Consider the following 17510-nt stretch of genomic DNA (forward strand, 5'->3'; position numbering starts at 1 on the left):
AGCCTTCGACACCGGCATATGTTCGTACAACGTGCTGGAGGCGCTGCCCCGTGACGTGAAGCCGCTGCTACGTGCCGCCATCGCGCTGTATGCCCGCTTCCGCCGCACGCGCGACGAACTGACCGAAGCGCAGGCCTATCGATGGCTCCAGCGCCGGGCCATGCAGACATCGCGTCGCATTGCGGCCGTCGCAGGGGAGTATCTGGCATCGCACAAAAGGGATGAGGCATCATGAACACACCGTTACGGATCGGCGTGCTGAAGCTGGCTGACAGCGCACCGGTGATCATGGGGCGACAGCAGGGCATTTTTGCCCGTCATGGTCTGGAGAGCGAGATCGTCGTCTCCCCATCGTGGGCCAACATTGCCGATGGTCTGGCATGGAACAGACTGGATGCCGCCGTCATTTTCGCGCCGCTGGCCATGATGACCGCTCTCGGGCGGCGCGGGCATGATACGGGGCTGCGCCCGCTGGGCCTGATCAGCCGGGGCGGCAACACGATCATGCTGCGCGGCGCGAACCCGGTGGAAGGGGCATGGAATGCCGGCCGTCAGGGGCGGCAGGCCTTTGACCGGTGGTCCACGGCCATCGGGCGGAAGCCGCGTATTGCCGTCGTGCATATGTATTCCACCCATCTCCTCATCCTCCGGCGCTTTCTGAAGATGATCGATGTCAGCATGGAGGATGAAATCGACCTGTCGGTCATGCCCCCGACCGACATGATCCATGCGCTTGCGGAAAACGCGATTGATGGCGGCTGTGTCGGTCCGCCATGGGGTACCGAGGCGGAACAGCTCGGGCTTGCCTTTCGCGTGGGCGGGTCAGCCACCGTCCTGCCCGGCCATGTTGAAAAGATCATTGTCGCATCGGGAAAGCTGCTGTCATGCACCGCGACGGCGCGGCGCATGTCGCATGCCCTGCGGGACGCGATTGCGTTCTGCCAGCAGCCGGCCCACCGCGCGGACATCGCGCGCGCGCTGGCGGCCCCTGTCGCGGATGGCGGGCTGACACTGCCGCTGGCGGCGACGGACGCCGTCCTGCCCGGTGGGGATGCCCGCGAATGCGTGACCTTTGCCGGGGGCAGCCTGCTGCCGTCCGACCTTGACTGGATCATAAGCGATATGACGGCGCTGGGATGGGTGGACAATGCCGAGCAGCAGATACTCATGCGCTGGATCGGTCCCATGCCCGCGGATCCCCCCCACGCCTGTGCGCGGTCACTGTGAACCGCGCGGGGAGAGGGAGGCCATGCTGTTCAATTTTGAAATGGATTTTGCCCTGTCGTTACGCTGTGTTCCCATGATCGTGCGCATGAAGCTGGACCTGTGCGGGGTAAAACTCAGCCTGCGTCAATGGAGCCGTTTCACGCCGCACGACAGGCAGGCACTGGTGGACCGTCCCGCCACCACGCCGCCGGAACAGGTGGCGTACCGGTCCTTCCTCCTGCACCTGATCAGGACCCGGGCAGGGGAAGAACCAAAACTGCTTCCACCTGCCCAGACCGAAGCATGGCAACTGGCTGCTGGCGTGCCTGATGCGATCAGGCTGAAAGCACAATCCAGCGGGTTGCGGCCTCCTACACCCGAACAGTGGGGGCACCTGTCCTGCCTGCAGCGCTTTGCGCTGGTCAAACTGACACGGCCGGGCCATGAAAACCGGAATTTCGGACCCGCCTTACGGGAATTTCTTGATACGGATGCATGACGAATGCCGCCCGTTTCAAACAGGCGGCATTTTCCAGGAAACCGTCTGAAAAGTCGGCTCATGAAACATCCCGTAAATCTGCTGGATGTTTCTGGTGGAGCCTGCTTCAGGAAAACCCGAAAAACGTCGCCTTTCTGAAAAATGGCGACACCCGGAAACGTTCCATTTTCCTGAAAACCAGCCCGTCACGCCAGAAGCTGGTCATGCCTGTTCATCAAAACCATCGGCAAGCATGTTCGTCAGCGTATCCGCCATGGAATGAAACTGCTCCGTGCGCATGATCGCGGCATCGCGCGGGCGGGGAGAGGGGACGTCAACCTCATGGGCGATGCGACCGGGGCGGGGCCTGAGCACAATGATGCGATCCGCAAGGAACAGGGCCTCGGCGACATCGTGCGTAATCAGCAGGGTGGTGATCTGCTGCGTGCTCCACAGCCGCATGAGTTCAAGGTTCATGCTGCGGCGCGTGACCGCATCCAGCGCACCAAAGGGTTCATCCAGCAACAGCACCTCTGGCGAAAGCACAAGCGCACGCGCAATGGCCGCACGCTGGCGCATGCCGCCGGAAAGCTGGCTGGGTCGCGCATGGGCGAAATCCGCCAGCCCGACCCGCCGGATCAGGTCATCCACCCGCGCCTGATCGACCGGATACCCGGCCAGGCGGAAGGGCAGGCTGATATTCGCCGTGATCGACAGCCATGGCAGCAGCGCCGCATCCTGAAAGGCGACACCAAGACGATGGGCGCGCGACAGTTCGGCGGGTGCCACACCTTCAACCCGGATCTGGCCCGCGCTGGGCGTGGCCAGTGCCGCGATCAGGCGCAGGATCGTGCTTTTCCCGCAACCGCTCGGCCCCAGCAGCGCGACGAATTCACCCTCCCTGATGGCAAGGGAAATATCGTCCAGCGCCAGAATGTTCCGACCGTCATTCAGCTGGAACGTCTTGGAAACGTGGCTCAGCTCGATTGCCGGGACCCGCTGCATCAGCTCTGGACCATCGCGTCAAACCTTTCCATGATCCTTGCCCTGCGTTCATTCACCCTTGCGCGCAGGGCCTCGATATCGATGTTGAGCAGCCTGCGGTCACGCATCACCACGGCGCCTTCGATAATCACATCGCGCACATCCCGCCCGACCACGCAATGCGCTGCAAGGAAAAGCGGGTCCATCGACCCCATGTGATCAAGGTCGGATGTATCCACCAGGATCAGGTCCGCGTGGCGCCCGGCCTCCAGACAGCCCAGTTCGTCCCCCATTCCCACGGCGCGCGCGCCGCCACGTGTCGCAATCTTGAGCAGTTCCTCCCCGGACATGGGAACACGCTGGTGATAGGCATGTCCAATGGCCGCGGCCTGACCGACCCGCGCGGCATGAGCGACCTGAAAGAGGTCGAGCGTAAAGGACGAGGCCGCGCCATCGGTCCCCATCCCGATATCCACCCCGCGCCGCCACATTTCCTGCAGGCGGGGCACGCCGATCCCGTAATTGCCAAAGGCACAGTGGCAGGCGGACATGCGGTGCGTGGCGTACAGATCGACTTCCTCGGCGGACAGGATGACCGAATGGGCGCAGTGCAGGTGTGGCCCAAGTGCGCCAAGGTCGTTCAGGTATTCGGTGGGCCGCTTGCCGTGCTGTTCCAGCGCGTAATCCACCTCATACGTCCCTTCGGCCAGATGGGTGTGGATCTTCACGCCGTGGGCACGCGCCGCGTCCGCCATGCCCGCAATCAGCGTGGGACTGCACACGATGATCTGGCGCAGCGACATCCAGGCCCTGACGCGGGGGTGATCGCGCCACCGTTCAACCAGGGCGATGTTCCTGGCCAGCGCCTCGTCCGTCGTCATCATCATCGACGGCGGCATGTCCCTTCCTGCGAAACTGGTATTCAGGTCCGATGTCGTCAGGGCGACAAAACCGCGAATGCCGGTTTCAACCGCCGCCCGGGCCATTTCATCTGGGTGGGGGCCACCAGCTTCGGCAAAGCAGGTCGTGCCGCACATGATCATGTTGGCATAGGCCAGCAGGCCGCTCAGATAGATGTCTTCGGGATCGAGAAGGGCCTCGAACGGGACATAATAGTTTTTCCATGGCGGGTTGCGCAGCGGGCCGAGGCGGCTCATTTCAGCCAGTTTGCCGCGCAACAGCTGCTGCGCGGTATGGACATGCGCGTCGATCATGCCTGGCATGGCGATCCGGCCCCGTCCGTCGATTACGGTCGTGGCGGCAATGTCGCCAATATCGGCACGAGGGCCCACATGCACCAGCCGGCCGTCGCTTATGACAATCACGCCATCGCGGATGACGTCCCCGGCATCGTTCATTGTTACGATATCGCATCCATGAATGACGATATCCGCCTTAGAGGGAAGCGCCATGTCAAATTCCTTTAAAAGCTTCGGGAACAACCGTGAAATCGGCAATCCGGTCGATATCGGGCAGGGCGGTGCGCCCCGCCGCGCGGGCAGCGGCATACATCGGCCCGGCCATCATGTCCCGGTCGAGGGAGAGTAGCGGGCGCGACGGCATCCCGCGGTAATGGGTGAAGGGGATCTGGCTTCTGTTCTGCAGGATCTGCTGGTCAAGGTCGAAACCGTAATCCTCACCATATTTTTCAACCACCAGACGGGCGGCGACCGCGGGATCGGTTTCGTTGAAGGTCCACCCCTGTATCAACCCGCGCAGGAAGGCCACGACCCGGGGCCGGTTCTGCGCAAGGTAGGCGCGGGTCGTCACCAGAAGGGCGGCAGGGGTGACAAATCCCAGATCGGCGAAATTCGTGAAAATGAAGTCCCGGTCCTGTTTCAGGCCCATCATTTCAAGCGTAAGCTTCTGGTTGGTATCGAACCCCACGAACGCGTCACCCTGCCCATCAAGCAGGGGATCGGGGGAAAAACCGGCGGGGACGAAGGTCCATTTCTGGGGCAGGCCCGCAATGGCGAGTACGGCATTGATTGACGTCGTCTCGTTAATACCCTGCGCAAGGATGCGCAGGCCAAGCAGGTCGCGCGGCACGCGCACAGGATGGGCGGGCAGTGAAATGACCCCGAGCGGATTACGGGGCATTTCGGTGCCGAGGATCACAAGGTCGTTGCCACGTGCGACCGCATCCAGAAACGGCAGCCATGACATGTAGGACAGGTCGGCCCGTCCCGCCGCCAGCATGACGGCCGGGTCCGGCGCGTTGGGACCGCCGGCCGTCCATGTGACGTCCAGCCCCTGGTTACGGAAAAACCCGTGATCAAGGGCGATCCATTCGCCTGCGTACTGGACATTGGCGATCCAGCCGAGCTTCAGCCTGACAACCGGCAGGGACGACGTTTCGGCCGCCCGTATGGAACCGGGCGCCACAGCACGGCACAGGACAAGGCTGGCGAGGAACGATCTTCGATGCCACTTCATGCCATGATCCCCGCCTGCTGTTCCGGCCTGCGCCGAAACCTGTCACGCAATTTTTCCCTGATGAAAAAATGTTACTTTATTTTCGAAATAACCGTCAACGTGTAAATTATATTACTGACATGACGGGGGCAGGCCGCTATCATCGTTTCTGTAAAGTTACGATTCCAATGCAGGCCACGCCATGCATTGCCACGTTTTCCCGCCGACTGTTCATATCCTGAGGGGGAGGGTGCGACATGCCCGTCCGGTATTCACGGAAGCGTAGCACGGGAACTCAACACAGGGGTGATGGCACAGGCCACACGATCCTGCGATCCCGACACGGGCACGCCCCGATACATCGCCACGGTGCGACAGCATGAAATACGTCACCCGCTTCCGTGCAGCCATCACTGCGACCGTGGGGTTCGCCATTGTTCTGGTCCTGTGGCAGGTCATCGGGAGCGCAAAGCTGCTTGGCCCGACCTTCCCGCCACCGAGCAGTGTCATCGCCAGCCTTACGGTGCCATACCGGCGGCATCTTTATATCCGTGCAAGTCTGGCAACGCTTTCAACAGCGGCATGGGGATATGGCATCGGGCAGGCTGGGGGGCTTGCAACTGCGCTGTTCGGGCATCTCCTGCCTTTTTCCCGGGCCGGGCTGGACCGGCTGGCAAGCGTTATCCATGCGATACCCATGATCGCACTGGGGCCGCTGTTCATGGCCGTGCTGTCCCCTGCGTGGGCCGGGACGGCCATCGCCGCAATCGGGGTCTTTTTCGTCTCCTACATCGCCGGCTGTACTGCAATTGAGTCGGCCGCGCCAACACATAGGGATCTGTTCCAGATATTCGGCGCATCCCCCCTGCGCAGGCTTTGGCTGCTTGATGTCCCGTCCGCCCTACCGGCACTGGTGACCGGATTGCGGCAGGCGGTGCCGGTGGCTTTTCTGGGTACCATACTGGGCGAATGGTTCGGCTCTGCCCATGGTCTTGGGCTGCTGATCCTCAGCGCAATGGAAAACTTCCAGATCGCCCTGCTGTGGAGCACGGTCATCCTGTGCTGCGGGCTGTCGCTCGTCATTTTTGTCCTGCTTGGCTATGTCGAGCGTATCGTGGGGCGGCATTACCGATGAGACGTTTCCTTGCGCGCTGGTGGGGCCCCTGCCTGCTGCTGCTGGCCTGGCAGGTCGGGGTGCAGGCCAGCGGGGTCAACCAGATCGTCATGCCGCACCCCATGGCCGTCATCATGGATATAGCGTCCAACCCATTGGTTTATGGCCGCGCCGCAGCAAGGACGCTGCTGGTCGCCGTTCCGGGCCTTACGGCGGGACTGGCGATGGGGGGCATGCTGGCGCTGCTGTGCCAGTTTTCCGCGGTAATGGAATATCTGCTGACGCCGCTTGCAATGATGCTGTCCTCCATCCCGGTTGTCGCCATCATTCCCGTTCTGTCGCGCCTGTTCGGTTACCACATGACAACGCTGGTCGTTATCGTGGCCATCATCTGTTTTCTGCCTGCCTTCGTGTATATGCACGCGGGGTTACGGTCGGTCCCGGCGGGCAGCCTGGATGTCTTCAGCGTGTTCGGGGCCAGCGCACGGATGCGGCTGCTGCTGCTTCGGCTGCCTGCATCCGTGCCATCCTGTATGACAGCCCTGCGCATTGCCGCCCCGACCGCGATCCTGGCAAGCCTGACTGCCGAATACCTCATGCAGACAGGGGGGCTGGGCGCGCTGTTCCGCATTACAACGGCCGAATTCCGGTCCGAACGCGCCTTCGGGTGCAGTCTTGTGGCAATGGTGCTGTCGGTCTGCTGTTTCTTTGTGGCCCTGCATGCCGAACGGGCCGTAACCCGACGCTGGCAATAGGCAAGGGGGGACGTGATGCACATCGCGGTTGTGGCTGACCTGAAAACAACGCTGGGCGAAAATCCGTTATGGGATGCCGGGACACAGCGCATCTTCTGGGTGGACAGCCTGGGCAGGCGCCTGTTCCGCGCGACGGCCGATGGACATGAAATCCGGGCATGGGATTTTCCCGCCAGCATCGGTTCAATGGCGTTACGCCATGGGGGCGGGGCGGTTGTCGCGTTGCGCACGGGGATCTTCATGCTGGATTTCCATACCGGCGCCCTGACCCGTGTGGTGGACCCCGGACATGATCGGGCGCACCTGACGCTGAATGACGGCAAGGTTGACCGGCAGGGCCGGTTTATCTTCGGCTCCATGGTTGTCGATGCGGCGGAAAACCGTTTTGCCGAACTGTACCGCCTTGATGCCGACCTGTCATTACACCGGCTGCGCGGCGGGATTGGTGTCAGTAATGGACCATGCTGGAGCCCGGATGGACGCCGTTTCTATTTCTCCGACAGTCATTCAAACGAAATGATGGTTTACGATTACGACACGACCGAAGGCACCCTGTCGCGCGGGCGGCCCTTCGCCTCCCTGCCGCACGACGGAACAGGCAGGCTTGATGGCGCCTGCGTCGATGCCGAAGGCTGTGTCTGGAGCGCGCATTGTGGTGCGGGACAGATCGTGCGCTACCGGCCCGACGGCAACATTGACCGGGTCATCCAGATACCGGTGAGACGTGTGACCAGCGTTGCCTTTGGCGGGGCCGGACTGGACATCCTGTTCGTCACATCCATGGCGCATGGCCTGCAACCCGACGCGGTGGCCGATCACCCCCTGCGGGGCGCCCTGTTTGCCGTGCACGGCCTTGGCGTGAGAGGCATGGTCGAACCACGCTTTGCCGGTTAAGCCTGTTTTCCTGCGGTCCTGCACGTCGCGCGGAAAACGAAAAAAAAAAGCGACCGCAACGCGAAAACCGGGTTTTGTAGGAGGGAGAGTTGCCACGACGCGCAATGCGCTGCAGAAAACATCCCCCAGGCGCGTATTCACCGTCCTTATGCGTCCGCCCTGCCTGCCATGTCCCATCCGCTGCGAAAGGGGAGGGGGCTAGATGAAATGATGATAAGGCCAAGTCAGGATACTGCCGAATGCAGCCACCCACATCCCTGCCACCACACAGCCCCATGGCGGAACGGATTGCCCGCGTCTATCCGGATCTTACGCAGGCGCTCAGGGATCTTGCCGATTTCGTGGTGGATGAGCCCATCAACGCCGCACGGCTGAGCATTCATGACATTGCAGCCCATGTCGGTGTTTCGACCGCAACCGCCAACCGGCTGGCGCGTGCGCTGGGATTTTCCGGCTATGCGGCATTCCGGGCGGAACTGATCCGCAGTTTTGAATCCGCTTTCGTGCCGGTTGACCGCCTGATCAGGAACCTGGACGGACGGTCGAACGCGCTGGAAGTCATGGCCGCCTCCCTGCAGGAGGACGTGCGCAATATTGAGGCAACAATGCGCGGACTATCCGCAGAGGGCTGCAGCAATGCCGTCCAGGCCATCCTCACGGCACGGCGCATTTATGTGGTTGGCATGGAAAATGGCAGTCATCTTGCAGCCATGCTGTCCAACGGCCTTGATATCTACCGTGACAATATTGATTCCGTTGGCATTACAGGCGGTGGGGTCAGCGCCGCACGCAGGGTGCGCCGATATGGCAGCAAGGACCTGGTCATTGCGGTGGCCTTCCCGCGTTATATGGCTGACACGATCACGGTGGCACGGGATGCCCGGGCACAGGGCGCGCGTGTCATGGCGATTACCGACAGCCCGGCTTCACCACTGGCGGCCCTGACCGATCTTGTCCTGTATGTCACGGCAGAGCGTCAGTTTGCCGCCAATTCGGATGCAAGCGTTCTGGCGATGATGGAAGCACTTTGCGCGGCGGTTGCCCACAGCACGCGCGGCGCGGCAGATTCCGCCAACAAGTATACACGCACGATCCTGCGTTGGCTCGATATGGAATCACGCCCCGGCAACCCCGGCGGGCCCAAGCGGGCGACCGCACCACGGAAATAAGTAAAAGATTAATTCAGAATACAATATTCATATTTCATGGATACTGCTTTTTGAAAAAGCAGCCTGTCTGAAGCTTTCTGAAAACAGCTTCACCAAAAACTTTCCATATGGTTTTCAGGACATGTCACAGGCAGAGGGTCGGGAAGAGGCTACCTGTGAATCTGGTGAAGTCAAAAATGTAAACGACTGCCCATTTCCTGTTGTCGTTTCTGCATGTCCTGTGCCTGGAAACCGCATCTTCCTGATCCAGGCACATAAATATCAAACGCGCCAACCATATTCTTTTGTCGAAAGGAAAGCCTGATCCCGTTCAGGCTTTCCGTCCACTGGCTTCAGAAACCTGTCGAAACCGTTACCATCGCGGCAAATGTACTGGCGACGTAATAGGCTGGCGAGTTCTGCGCGACTGTCTGACCATTGGCGGCCGTCGTCTGATAGGCGTTGGTAGTTACGGCTTCCACGCCTGACAGATAATGGAAGTCACCAAGGTTGTAGATGTTCAGCTGGATCTGGGGATGCTTGAGATACCAGACGTTTTTCAGACGATACCCAAGGGTCAGGTCAAGCTGGCCATGGGCGGGCAAGGCCTCGGTATTCATTTCGTCGGCCCACTGTTTTCCAGTCCAGTGGTAACGCAGGCTGCCGAAGATATGGCCATCATCATAGTTCAGTGCCGCGTTGACCATCCATTCGGGGGCCAGAACCGATGTTTTACCCTTCGTATGAATTGTCGATATGGCGCCGTTTTCGGTTACCGCCGTCACATCATTATCTTCTGACGCATGCAGGTAGGATGCTGAAACGTAAGGCGAGAAGTGATGCCATGGGCGCGTGCTGAATTCCATGTCCGCGCCGCGCAGCGTATTGCCGCCACCGTTCAGGGTGGTCTGGTAGGCAACGGTATTCGAACCGCTACCCATATTGATCACCGAGTTGAGGTTACGGTTCGTGATATTGATATTATACAGCGATACGGCAAAATTCAGCAGCGACCCGTAGTGGCGGAAGCCCAGTTCTTCCGTAATGGCGTATTCGTTCTTGGTGTTATACCCGCCCGGATAACCCGTGCCATCCCACGGGTTGTTATAGAACCCCGTGAAGTAGGTGGACGCCGACGGCATCTTGAAGTTTGTCGTGCCGGAAATATAGACCTGATCATGCTGGTTGATCTTGTAGCTGGCCGATACGCGCGGTTCCGGAACAGCGGTATTCATGCCGACGCGATAGGGGAAGTCGGAGCTTGATCCCGCGCCAGGCAGGTTGTTGGTGCCGCCACGGTTGACAATGACTTCACGGAAACCGGCACTCAGTTTCAGCCTGTCATGAAGATACGATGCCGAATCACCGAAGTAGATGCCGTTTGTCTGCGTGATCAGGTGGTAGTTCACCCCATACAGGATGTTCCCGCCCGATGTGCGCAGCTTGCCGCTGCCCCACACGCTGTTGGGCGATCCGTCCGTTCCGTACTGGGAATAGGTCTCGCTTTCATAGTCATCGTTATAATCATACCACCAGCCAAGGGTCAGCTTGTTGTGGCGATCGGCCTTGAAATCCACCGATGCATTGATGCCGGGGTGGAATTCGATTTCCGTATAATAAGCCTGTCCATTGAAATAGCCGTCAGACGTCTGGCCCGGATAGGGAAGGGCGATGGACTGCCCGGGATAGGCCTGCGACACGGTTTCCGACCCGGTATAGAAGGTGGATGCCGTCCCGGGGAAGGACGAACCATAGCCGCCGCCACCCGCACCATAATAGAAGTACGGCGATACATGCAGCTTCCAGCGATCCGACAGCTTGAAATGCATGGGCATGACAAGGATCAGGTTGCTCCATCCACCTTCCGAGCTTTTCCAGTAGGAAGATGGGTCGGATTTGTCACCTGTATACTCGCTCAGGCCCTTGATGCCCCCCTGTTGCCAATCTGCCATGCTGGGGTTGGTATAGCCGGGCGTGTTGTTTTCGTTATAGGCCTCGACAAAGCTGACCGAGTTCCCGTCACCCCATTCCTTGACGAATTTGGAATCGATATGACGGCGCTGGCCCGACCCGTAACCACGCCACACATCCCATGTCGCGTTGGAATAGGAGATATAGCCACGCAGGCCGGTATTGCCGATGTCACCTGTTTCCAGACGGATGAATTCACGGTTCGTGCGATGCGATCCATATGAATAATCAACCAGGCCACCATAATGGTGGGAGGGGTTGATTGTCTTCACGTTCATCGTGCCGGCCGTGGCGTTTGCCAGCGGCGCATTGATGTCCGACTGCCCCTGCGACAGCTGCACTTCCTGATAGTTTTCGGTATCGCCCCATTCCGTTGTATACGGGGTATAGGTGTCAACGTCCGCGATCGGCGCGCCTTCATACAGGTACCCGATTTCAGACTGCTGCATGCCACGGACATTGATCGATGTGGCATCGGACAGCCCGAACGGATCGGACGATGCGATATTGGCACCCGGTGCAAACTGCAGCATCTGTGCCGCGGATGTGGCGGGCGCCAGCTTCGAAATGAAATCACGGCTGACCGTGGTCTGGGACTTGGCCTCGGTCTCACGGTGCATCAGGCCGCCGCCCATCGCCCGGCCGGTCACGCCGTCGGCGCTGACGCCGCTGCTGGTGACACGGATATGTTCCGCAGCAGGCGCAGCCTGAACGCCGTTGACGGGCGTTGCGTCAGTGGCCGGGTTTGCTTTCGAGGCAGGCGTTGACGCATGCGCACGACCAGTTGCGCGCGCATGCGAGGCCACGGTTGCCGTCTGGGCGCTGGAGGTTGCGCTCTCCGCTATTCCGACCGTGGACAGGGCGGTACTGGCCGCCAGAATTTTTGTAATACGCCAGCTGATCAATGGTTTTACCCTTCGCTGATAACGGCCACTTGATTATGATTTCGTAACATATCAGTCAGGTTCGGTTTGCCTAAGGTAAAAGTTGACCATCCGTACGACATTTTTGGGTATGATGCATTTATACAACATGTTTTGTATACAACACGGCCCGGGCGCGGTCTGTTTGTGCCCCGGGATCCATGCTAAATGCATCATGCGATACGAACCCGACAGAAAAGTAGAGCAAGTGCCATGTCCGTAAATCCATCCATCCTGGTAGGGGACCCCGCCCCATGGTTTGTGCAGCAGGGGTCCGACGCACATGGCGACTATCATTTCGACAAGGCCGCCGGACGTTACAGCGTCCTTTTCTTCTTTCACTCCAGTCTGGAATCGGATGTCACCCCCAGCCTTGAACGGCTGGCGGCCCACGGTTCGCGCATTGACGGCATCCATACTCTTTTCTTCGGCGTTACGAACGACCCGCAGGACAGGGAGCGACTGCAGGCGCTGTCATCCAACCCTGCCATAAGGTTTTTCTGGGATACGGACTGCAAGGTCAGCACCCTGTACGGCTTTGCCGCCGATACGCGCCCGTTCTGGCTGCTGGTTGATCCCATGCTGCGAGTCCGCGCGGTCTTCCCCCACGGCCCGCATGTCATTGATGAGATCCTGCCCATCCTCGCCGCCATTCCATCCATGATGATGCGTGAGACATCCGGACCTGTTCCCGCGCTGATCCTGTCTGATGTATTCGAACCCGAATTCTGCGACCGGCTGATACGTCATTATAAGGAAAAAGGTGCGCGACCATCGGGCATATTCATGGAAAATACGCCCGGCCGTTCGGTGCCCGTGCTGGATTCCATGTTCAAGCGCCGCCGTGACTGCCCCATTGAGGACGCACACCTGGTCAATCAGGTGCAGTTACGCATCACACGGCGAATCGTTCCCGAAATACGCAAGGTTTTCCAGTTCAACGCAACACGGCTGGAACGCCTGATCATTGCCTGTTACGCGGCCCGTGAACGCGGGCGGTTTGGTCCCCACCGTGATGATACCCTGACAGCCGCCGCCCACCGGCGTTTCGCGGTGTCCATCAACCTCAATGACGCCTTTGCCGGCGGGCAGGTCACATTTCCTGAATTCAGTCCGCGTGGCCTGGCGCCCCCGGCTGGCGGCGCACTCGTATTCTCCTGCGGCCTCATGCACAAGGTCGAGCCCATTACACAGGGGGAACGTTTTGCATGCCTGACCTTCCTTTATGATGAGGAAGCCGCACGCATACGCGAAGCCAACTGGCAGGCCGCGCGCGCGTCACGGCGCAACACGGCGGGCTGACCGATGCGCATGGCGCGGGCCATATCGACGGGCGGCGTGTCACGGTGCCCTGCGTACCCGTGCAATTGCCATGCCCGGATTCCATTCATACGGTGGTGAAACGATGATCATGACACAAGCGAATCGAAACCCGTGGCAAAGATAGAAGGTGCCGGTCCGGAAACCGTCGAACGCCCCGTGCCGCCAGAATTGCAGACCATGTCTGCCGACCGGATATTCTGGAGTCATTTCTCCCCCAACCTCGCGCCGGCGGCGTGGGTCATTGGCGTGCTGGTGGTCAGCCTGGGGCTGGGCGGCTGGTCCGCCTTTGTGGTCCTGCTGATCGGCAACGTGCTGGGGGCCCTGCCGGTCGCAGCCTGCGCGGTCATGGGGCCGGATACCGGATTGCCGCAGATGGAAGCATCGCGGTTTTCCTTCGGCAGCAGGGGCAAACGCCTTCCCGCCCTGATCAACTGGGTGAACTGCATTGGCTGGGATGCCGTCAATAACGTCCCGTCTGCCATAGCACTCATCCTGCTGGTGCAGACATGGGGCATGACCCTGCCATTCTGGCTTGCGATGGCGATTCTGGCGTTGGCGCAGCTTCTGGCCAGTGCCGCCGGGCACGACACCGTGCAGACCATTGAGAAATATCTTGGGTGGATTCTTCTGGCGGCCTTTGCATTTAGCGGGTGGATGGCCGTCACGCATCGACCCGATGGCACACCGATGGTCGCCGCCCGTCCCGCACCGGACGGTGCGCATATCCTGCTGGCACTGGGCGCGGTCAGCAGTTTCACGCTGGCCTGGACGGCCTATGCATCGGATTACACGCGCTATGTCTCGCGCCGGACCGGGCGGGGCAAGGTGTTTGCGCTGACTTTTGGCGGCATATTCAGTTCCGCCATGCTCATGGAACTGTTCGGGCTGCTGACGGGCGCCATGATCGCCAGCCCTTCGCCGGAATCCGTCATTCTTGCCCTGCAGTCCTGGATGGGGCCGCTGGCACCCGTTGCCCTTGCGGCCATCGCGCTGTCATCCATCGCCATCAACGCGGCCAATGACAATACGGCCGCTTATGCCCTGATCTCCGCCGGGTCACGGCTGCCCCGTCCGCTCAGCGCCGTGCTGACGGCTGGACTGGCCTATGTGCTGGCCGTCATGGGGGAAGGGCGTTTTACGACCCTGTATGAAAACGCCCTGCTGATGGCGCTGTACTGGATTGCCCCATGGTGCGGGATCGTCCTGACGGACTGGTACGCCCGACCTCCTTCCCTGAAAGCGCGCCGCATGGTGACCCCGCAGGGCTGGAGTCCGTCCGCCATCCTGTTTGTTGCCGTGACGGTGGCCACGATCATCCTGTTCTCATCCACGCCGCTATATATCAGCCCTGTCGCCCGCCTGCTGCAGGGGGCTGACATTGGCTATTTCGTTGGTTTTGCAATGGCCGCGACCGGCCAGTATCTTCTTCTACGCCAGCAGGCGCGAAAGTACCGCCTGACCGGCATCAAGGTGACCCAGGCATGATGGATCTCGTTCTTACCAATGCAACGCTACCCGACGGCACGCGCGCCGATATCGCAATCCGCAATGGGCTGATTGCCGACATCGCGCCCCGGTTCACTGGTGAGGCCGGGCGGAAGATAGACGTGGGCGGCCACCTTGTTTCCCCCCCGTTCGTGGATTCGCACTTCCATCTGGATTCCACGCTTACGGCCGGGATCATACGGCACAACACCAGCGGTACGCTGGCGGAAGGCATTGCAATCTGGAAGGAACTGAAACCGACCCTGACCGAGGAAGACATCTATAACCGGGCAAAACGCCTGTGTGAAATGGCGATTGCCAAGGGAAACCTGGCCATTCGCAGCCATGTCGATACCAGCCCGGAGGAGCCGCGCGCCGTGCGCGCGCTGCTGGCACTGCAGAAAGACATGAAGCCGTGGATCGACATCCAGCTGGTCGCGTTCCCGCAGGATGGATTTTTCCGCATGCCGGGGGCGGCGGCACGTCTGGAGCACGCGCTGGACATGGGGGTGAATCTGGTCGGGGGCATACCGCATTTCGAACGGACCACCAACGAAGGCACGCTGTCGATTGAAGCCCTGTTCCGCATTGCGGCGGATCGGGGGCTGAGTGTCGACATGCATTGCGATGAGACGGATGACGCATCTTCCCGTCATGCCGAAACCATGGCGGCCTGCACGATCCGCTACGGCCTGCAGGGCAGGGTGGCCGGGTCCCATCTTGCATCGATGCATTCGATCGACAATGCCTATGCTGGCAAGCTGATCGGGATGCTGGCGGACTCCGGAATGGGCGTTATCGCGAATCCGCTGATCAACATCACGTTGCAGGGGCGCTATGATACCTATCCCAAGCGGCGGGGCCTTGCACGGATTCGCGAACTGGTGCAGGCGGGCGTGCCGGTCGGTTTCGGTCATGACTGCGTCATGGACCCGTGGTACCGCCTTGGCAGCCATGACATGCTGGAAGTGGCCTCAATGGGCGCGCATGTCGGACATATGACCGGTGAGGAAGAACTGCTGGACTGCTACCGCGCCGTGACGGAAAATGCAGCACGTATCATGGAACTTGACGGATACGGCCTGGCGGTGGGCAAGCGGGCGGATATGGTGGTGCTGCAAGCATCTTCCCCGATCGAGGCACTGCGGCTGCGTCCCACCCGTCTGTATGTAATCCGGGCGGGAAAGGTCATTGCGCAAAGCCCCGCGCAGACAACCACCCTGCATCTCGATACCCCGTTTGAGGAACAGCCAATCCGGGATTCCGGGCAGAACTGACCGGCCCGTACCGTCGGACGGTCGTACAGAAATCATGACCGTTTCCGAATGTCGCCTTTTTGGCAAAAAAGGCGATATGTCCCGACATCTGTCCAGAAAACCTCGACAGAAACATCCGTGGAATTTTCAGGATGTTTCACTGATCTCTTATTAAAGCAACCGGCCATCATTTTTCCCTGATTCCCATCAGGTTCAGTAACGCGGCGGCCCGATCGGGCTGTCGCGACGGAACGCCACGACCCGATCCGGGCAGCATGCCGCGCGTGACGTAATGGCATGGGCAGGCAGGTACGTTCACTCCCAGACCGCTCCGCACGAAACCAAGAATAGATTGTGGTAATTAATAGATATTACGTAACAGAATATGTAATATTACATTTAAAAATACCTGTAATACAATATGTACGTTGCTGATGTGAAATGATTAGGATATGTATACATATGTTGATTTATCCTTGTTCATGATCATTTAGAAAATGGGAGAATTGTCCATGTCTGAAACCGATACCATGCGCGTTGTCCGCTTTATGGAACCCAGGCGCCCGTTTGCCCTGCGCGCGGTATCCGTGCCGTCCCCCGGCCCGGATCAGGTGCGCGTGCGCGTTGCCGCATGCGGCGTCTGCCGGACCGACCTGCACCTGCGTGACGGGCTGCTTGACCTGGGAAAAAGGGATTTCACCGTAGGCCACGAAATCTCCGGCACCATCGAATCCTGTGGCGACAACGTACCCGCGCAATGGCAGGGCAAGCGCGTGGTGATCTATTACTATATCGGCTGCGGCCTGTGCCGGTACTGCCGCAGTGGCGAGGAATATCTGTGCCCCACGCCCAAGGCGCAGCCCGGCTTTTCCAGCGACGGGGGATACGCCGAAAATATCGTGGTACCGCTGCGCAACTGCGTGCCGCTGCCGGACAATGTGGACATGGCGGAAGCCGCCCCCATGGGCTGTGCCGGTTCCACTGCGGTACATGCGGGCAAGATGGCTGAAATCCGCCCTGGGGAATGGGTGGTGATCAATGGCGCGGGCGGCGTTGGCATGGCCGTGGTGCAATATGCACGTTATGCCGGCGGCCGGGTCATTGCGGTGGGCATGGGGGCCGAACGGATGGCGCTGGCCCGGCAACTTGGCGCGGAATACACGATCGACGCAGCGGAGGTGCCCGATGTCGCGGCCCGTGTGGCGGAAATCACGGGCGAGGGGGCGGACGTCGTTTTCGAACTGGTCGGCACCAGTGCCACGATGAAGGCCGCCATCACCATGCTGCGTCGACGCGGGCGGATGGTCATGATCGGGTATACCGCCGAGGACTTCCATGTTCATCCCGTTGAGCTGATCGTGCGTGAAATTACCGTGCGCGGGTCAGTCGGTTCATCGCTTGAGGATCTGTATGAAGCCATCGACCTGCTGGCGCGCGGGGTCATCCAGTCGCCCGTGGCACGTCGTCACAGTCTTGAAGAATTCGAAACCGCATTGTCCGAAGTGCAGGACGGCGAACTGCCCGGTCGTGTCGTACTGCTTCCGTAATCATGGCAGGC

The 17510-nt window shown here is 60.2% G+C and carries 15 protein-coding genes; 11 read left to right on the top strand and 4 right to left on the bottom strand.

Features of this window, described 5'->3' with window-relative positions; all coding sequences use genetic code 11:
- The 3 genes from CFR80_RS08975 to CFR80_RS08985 form a co-directional block, all read left to right on the top strand.
- Positions 1-235 (top strand): ANTAR domain-containing protein (locus tag CFR80_RS08975; RefSeq protein ID WP_146221623.1); only part of this gene is annotated, 235 nt, incomplete at its 5' end.
- Positions 232-1227: an ABC transporter substrate-binding protein gene (locus tag CFR80_RS08980; protein WP_110507258.1), complete on the top strand. Its 996-nt coding sequence runs from the start codon at positions 232-234 to the stop codon at positions 1225-1227. The genes CFR80_RS08975 and CFR80_RS08980, both read left to right, overlap by 4 nt.
- 22 nt (positions 1228-1249) lie before the next feature.
- Entirely contained in the window at positions 1250-1705 is a 456-nt protein-coding gene (locus CFR80_RS08985; RefSeq protein ID WP_010515341.1) for a nitrate reductase associated protein, read from the top strand.
- A 201-nt stretch (positions 1706-1906) separates the two neighbouring features.
- Here CFR80_RS08985 and CFR80_RS08990 read toward each other — a convergent pair whose 3' ends face one another.
- The 3 genes from CFR80_RS08990 to CFR80_RS09000 are packed head-to-tail and all read right to left on the bottom strand — an operon-like array spanning position 1907 to position 5104.
- The gene (locus CFR80_RS08990; protein ID WP_110507259.1) at positions 1907-2689 is read right to left on the bottom strand and encodes an ABC transporter ATP-binding protein; all 783 of its coding nucleotides are present in this window, start codon (positions 2687-2689) and stop codon (positions 1907-1909) included.
- The gene (locus CFR80_RS08995) at positions 2689-4080 is read right to left on the bottom strand and encodes an amidohydrolase family protein (protein ID WP_010515338.1); all 1392 of its coding nucleotides are present in this window, start codon (positions 4078-4080) and stop codon (positions 2689-2691) included. The genes CFR80_RS08990 and CFR80_RS08995 overlap by 1 nt, the downstream gene beginning before the upstream one ends.
- 1 nt (position 4081) lies before the next feature.
- Positions 4082-5104, bottom strand: a complete 1023-nt coding sequence (locus CFR80_RS09000) for an ABC transporter substrate-binding protein (RefSeq protein ID WP_010515336.1) — start codon at positions 5102-5104, stop codon at positions 4082-4084.
- A 358-nt stretch (positions 5105-5462) separates the two neighbouring features.
- Between CFR80_RS09000 and CFR80_RS09005 the strand changes: the two genes are divergently transcribed.
- The 4 genes from CFR80_RS09005 to CFR80_RS09020 all read left to right on the top strand — a co-directional run bounded on the left by CFR80_RS09005 (position 5463) and on the right by CFR80_RS09020 (position 9015).
- Positions 5463-6218, top strand: coding sequence for an ABC transporter permease (locus tag CFR80_RS09005; RefSeq protein ID WP_010515333.1), 756 nt, complete (start codon positions 5463-5465; stop codon positions 6216-6218).
- Positions 6215-6952 (top strand): ABC transporter permease, encoded by a 738-nt coding sequence (locus CFR80_RS09010; protein WP_010515332.1) that lies wholly within the window; start codon positions 6215-6217, stop codon positions 6950-6952. Before CFR80_RS09005 ends, CFR80_RS09010 begins: the two co-directional genes overlap by 4 nt.
- A 15-nt stretch (positions 6953-6967) precedes the next feature.
- Positions 6968-7846 carry an SMP-30/gluconolactonase/LRE family protein gene (locus CFR80_RS09015; RefSeq protein WP_010515331.1) on the top strand — a complete coding sequence of 293 codons (879 nt, stop codon included), beginning with the start codon at positions 6968-6970 and terminating at the stop codon, positions 7844-7846.
- A gap of 239 nt (positions 7847-8085) precedes the next feature.
- On the top strand, positions 8086-9015 hold the full coding sequence (locus CFR80_RS09020) for a MurR/RpiR family transcriptional regulator (protein WP_010515330.1): 930 nt from the start codon (positions 8086-8088) through the stop codon (positions 9013-9015).
- 332 nt (positions 9016-9347) lie between these two features.
- Here CFR80_RS09020 and CFR80_RS09025 read toward each other — a convergent pair whose 3' ends face one another.
- Positions 9348-11870, bottom strand: a complete 2523-nt coding sequence (locus tag CFR80_RS09025) for a TonB-dependent receptor (protein ID WP_010515329.1) — start codon at positions 11868-11870, stop codon at positions 9348-9350.
- A gap of 231 nt (positions 11871-12101) precedes the next feature.
- Between CFR80_RS09025 and CFR80_RS09030 the strand changes: the two genes are divergently transcribed.
- The 4 genes from CFR80_RS09030 to CFR80_RS09045 all read left to right on the top strand — a co-directional run bounded on the left by CFR80_RS09030 (position 12102) and on the right by CFR80_RS09045 (position 17499).
- Complete coding sequence (locus CFR80_RS09030; RefSeq protein WP_010515327.1) at positions 12102-13190, top strand: 2OG-Fe(II) oxygenase; 1089 nt, start codon at positions 12102-12104, stop codon at positions 13188-13190.
- A 132-nt stretch (positions 13191-13322) separates the two neighbouring features.
- Positions 13323-14696, top strand: coding sequence for a purine-cytosine permease family protein (locus CFR80_RS09035; RefSeq protein WP_110507260.1), 1374 nt, complete (start codon positions 13323-13325; stop codon positions 14694-14696).
- Positions 14693-15973: a cytosine deaminase gene (locus tag CFR80_RS09040; RefSeq protein ID WP_010515325.1), complete on the top strand. Its 1281-nt coding sequence runs from the start codon at positions 14693-14695 to the stop codon at positions 15971-15973. The genes CFR80_RS09035 and CFR80_RS09040 overlap by 4 nt, the downstream gene beginning before the upstream one ends.
- Before the next feature lie 491 nt (positions 15974-16464).
- Positions 16465-17499, top strand: coding sequence for an alcohol dehydrogenase catalytic domain-containing protein (locus CFR80_RS09045; protein ID WP_010515323.1), 1035 nt, complete (start codon positions 16465-16467; stop codon positions 17497-17499).
- Positions 17500-17510: the final 11 nt, after the last annotated feature.

Origin of the sequence: Komagataeibacter oboediens (assembly GCF_003207815.1) — a bacterium.
Taxonomy (GTDB): domain Bacteria; phylum Pseudomonadota; class Alphaproteobacteria; order Acetobacterales; family Acetobacteraceae; genus Komagataeibacter; species Komagataeibacter oboediens.

Excerpts from the sequence above, each read along its gene's own strand:
- CFR80_RS08985 (WP_010515341.1), top strand. The coding sequence starts at position 1,250 with ATGCTGTTCAATTTTGAAATGGATTTTGCCCTGTCGTTACGCTGTGTT.
- CFR80_RS09000 (WP_010515336.1), bottom strand. The coding sequence starts at position 5,104 with ATGAAGTGGCATCGAAGATCGTTCCTCGCCAGCCTTGTCCTGTGCCGT.
- CFR80_RS09010 (WP_010515332.1), top strand. The coding sequence starts at position 6,215 with ATGAGACGTTTCCTTGCGCGCTGGTGGGGCCCCTGCCTGCTGCTGCTG.
- CFR80_RS08990 (WP_110507259.1), bottom strand. The coding sequence starts at position 2,689 with ATGCAGCGGGTCCCGGCAATCGAGCTGAGCCACGTTTCCAAGACGTTC.
- CFR80_RS09020 (WP_010515330.1), top strand. The coding sequence starts at position 8,086 with ATGCAGCCACCCACATCCCTGCCACCACACAGCCCCATGGCGGAACGG.
- CFR80_RS09040 (WP_010515325.1), top strand. The coding sequence starts at position 14,693 with ATGATGGATCTCGTTCTTACCAATGCAACGCTACCCGACGGCACGCGC.
- CFR80_RS09015 (WP_010515331.1), top strand. The coding sequence starts at position 6,968 with ATGCACATCGCGGTTGTGGCTGACCTGAAAACAACGCTGGGCGAAAAT.
- CFR80_RS09030 (WP_010515327.1), top strand. The coding sequence starts at position 12,102 with ATGTCCGTAAATCCATCCATCCTGGTAGGGGACCCCGCCCCATGGTTT.
- CFR80_RS09045 (WP_010515323.1), top strand. The coding sequence starts at position 16,465 with ATGTCTGAAACCGATACCATGCGCGTTGTCCGCTTTATGGAACCCAGG.
- CFR80_RS09005 (WP_010515333.1), top strand. The coding sequence starts at position 5,463 with ATGAAATACGTCACCCGCTTCCGTGCAGCCATCACTGCGACCGTGGGG.
- CFR80_RS08980 (WP_110507258.1), top strand. The coding sequence starts at position 232 with ATGAACACACCGTTACGGATCGGCGTGCTGAAGCTGGCTGACAGCGCA.
- CFR80_RS08995 (WP_010515338.1), bottom strand. The coding sequence starts at position 4,080 with ATGGCGCTTCCCTCTAAGGCGGATATCGTCATTCATGGATGCGATATC.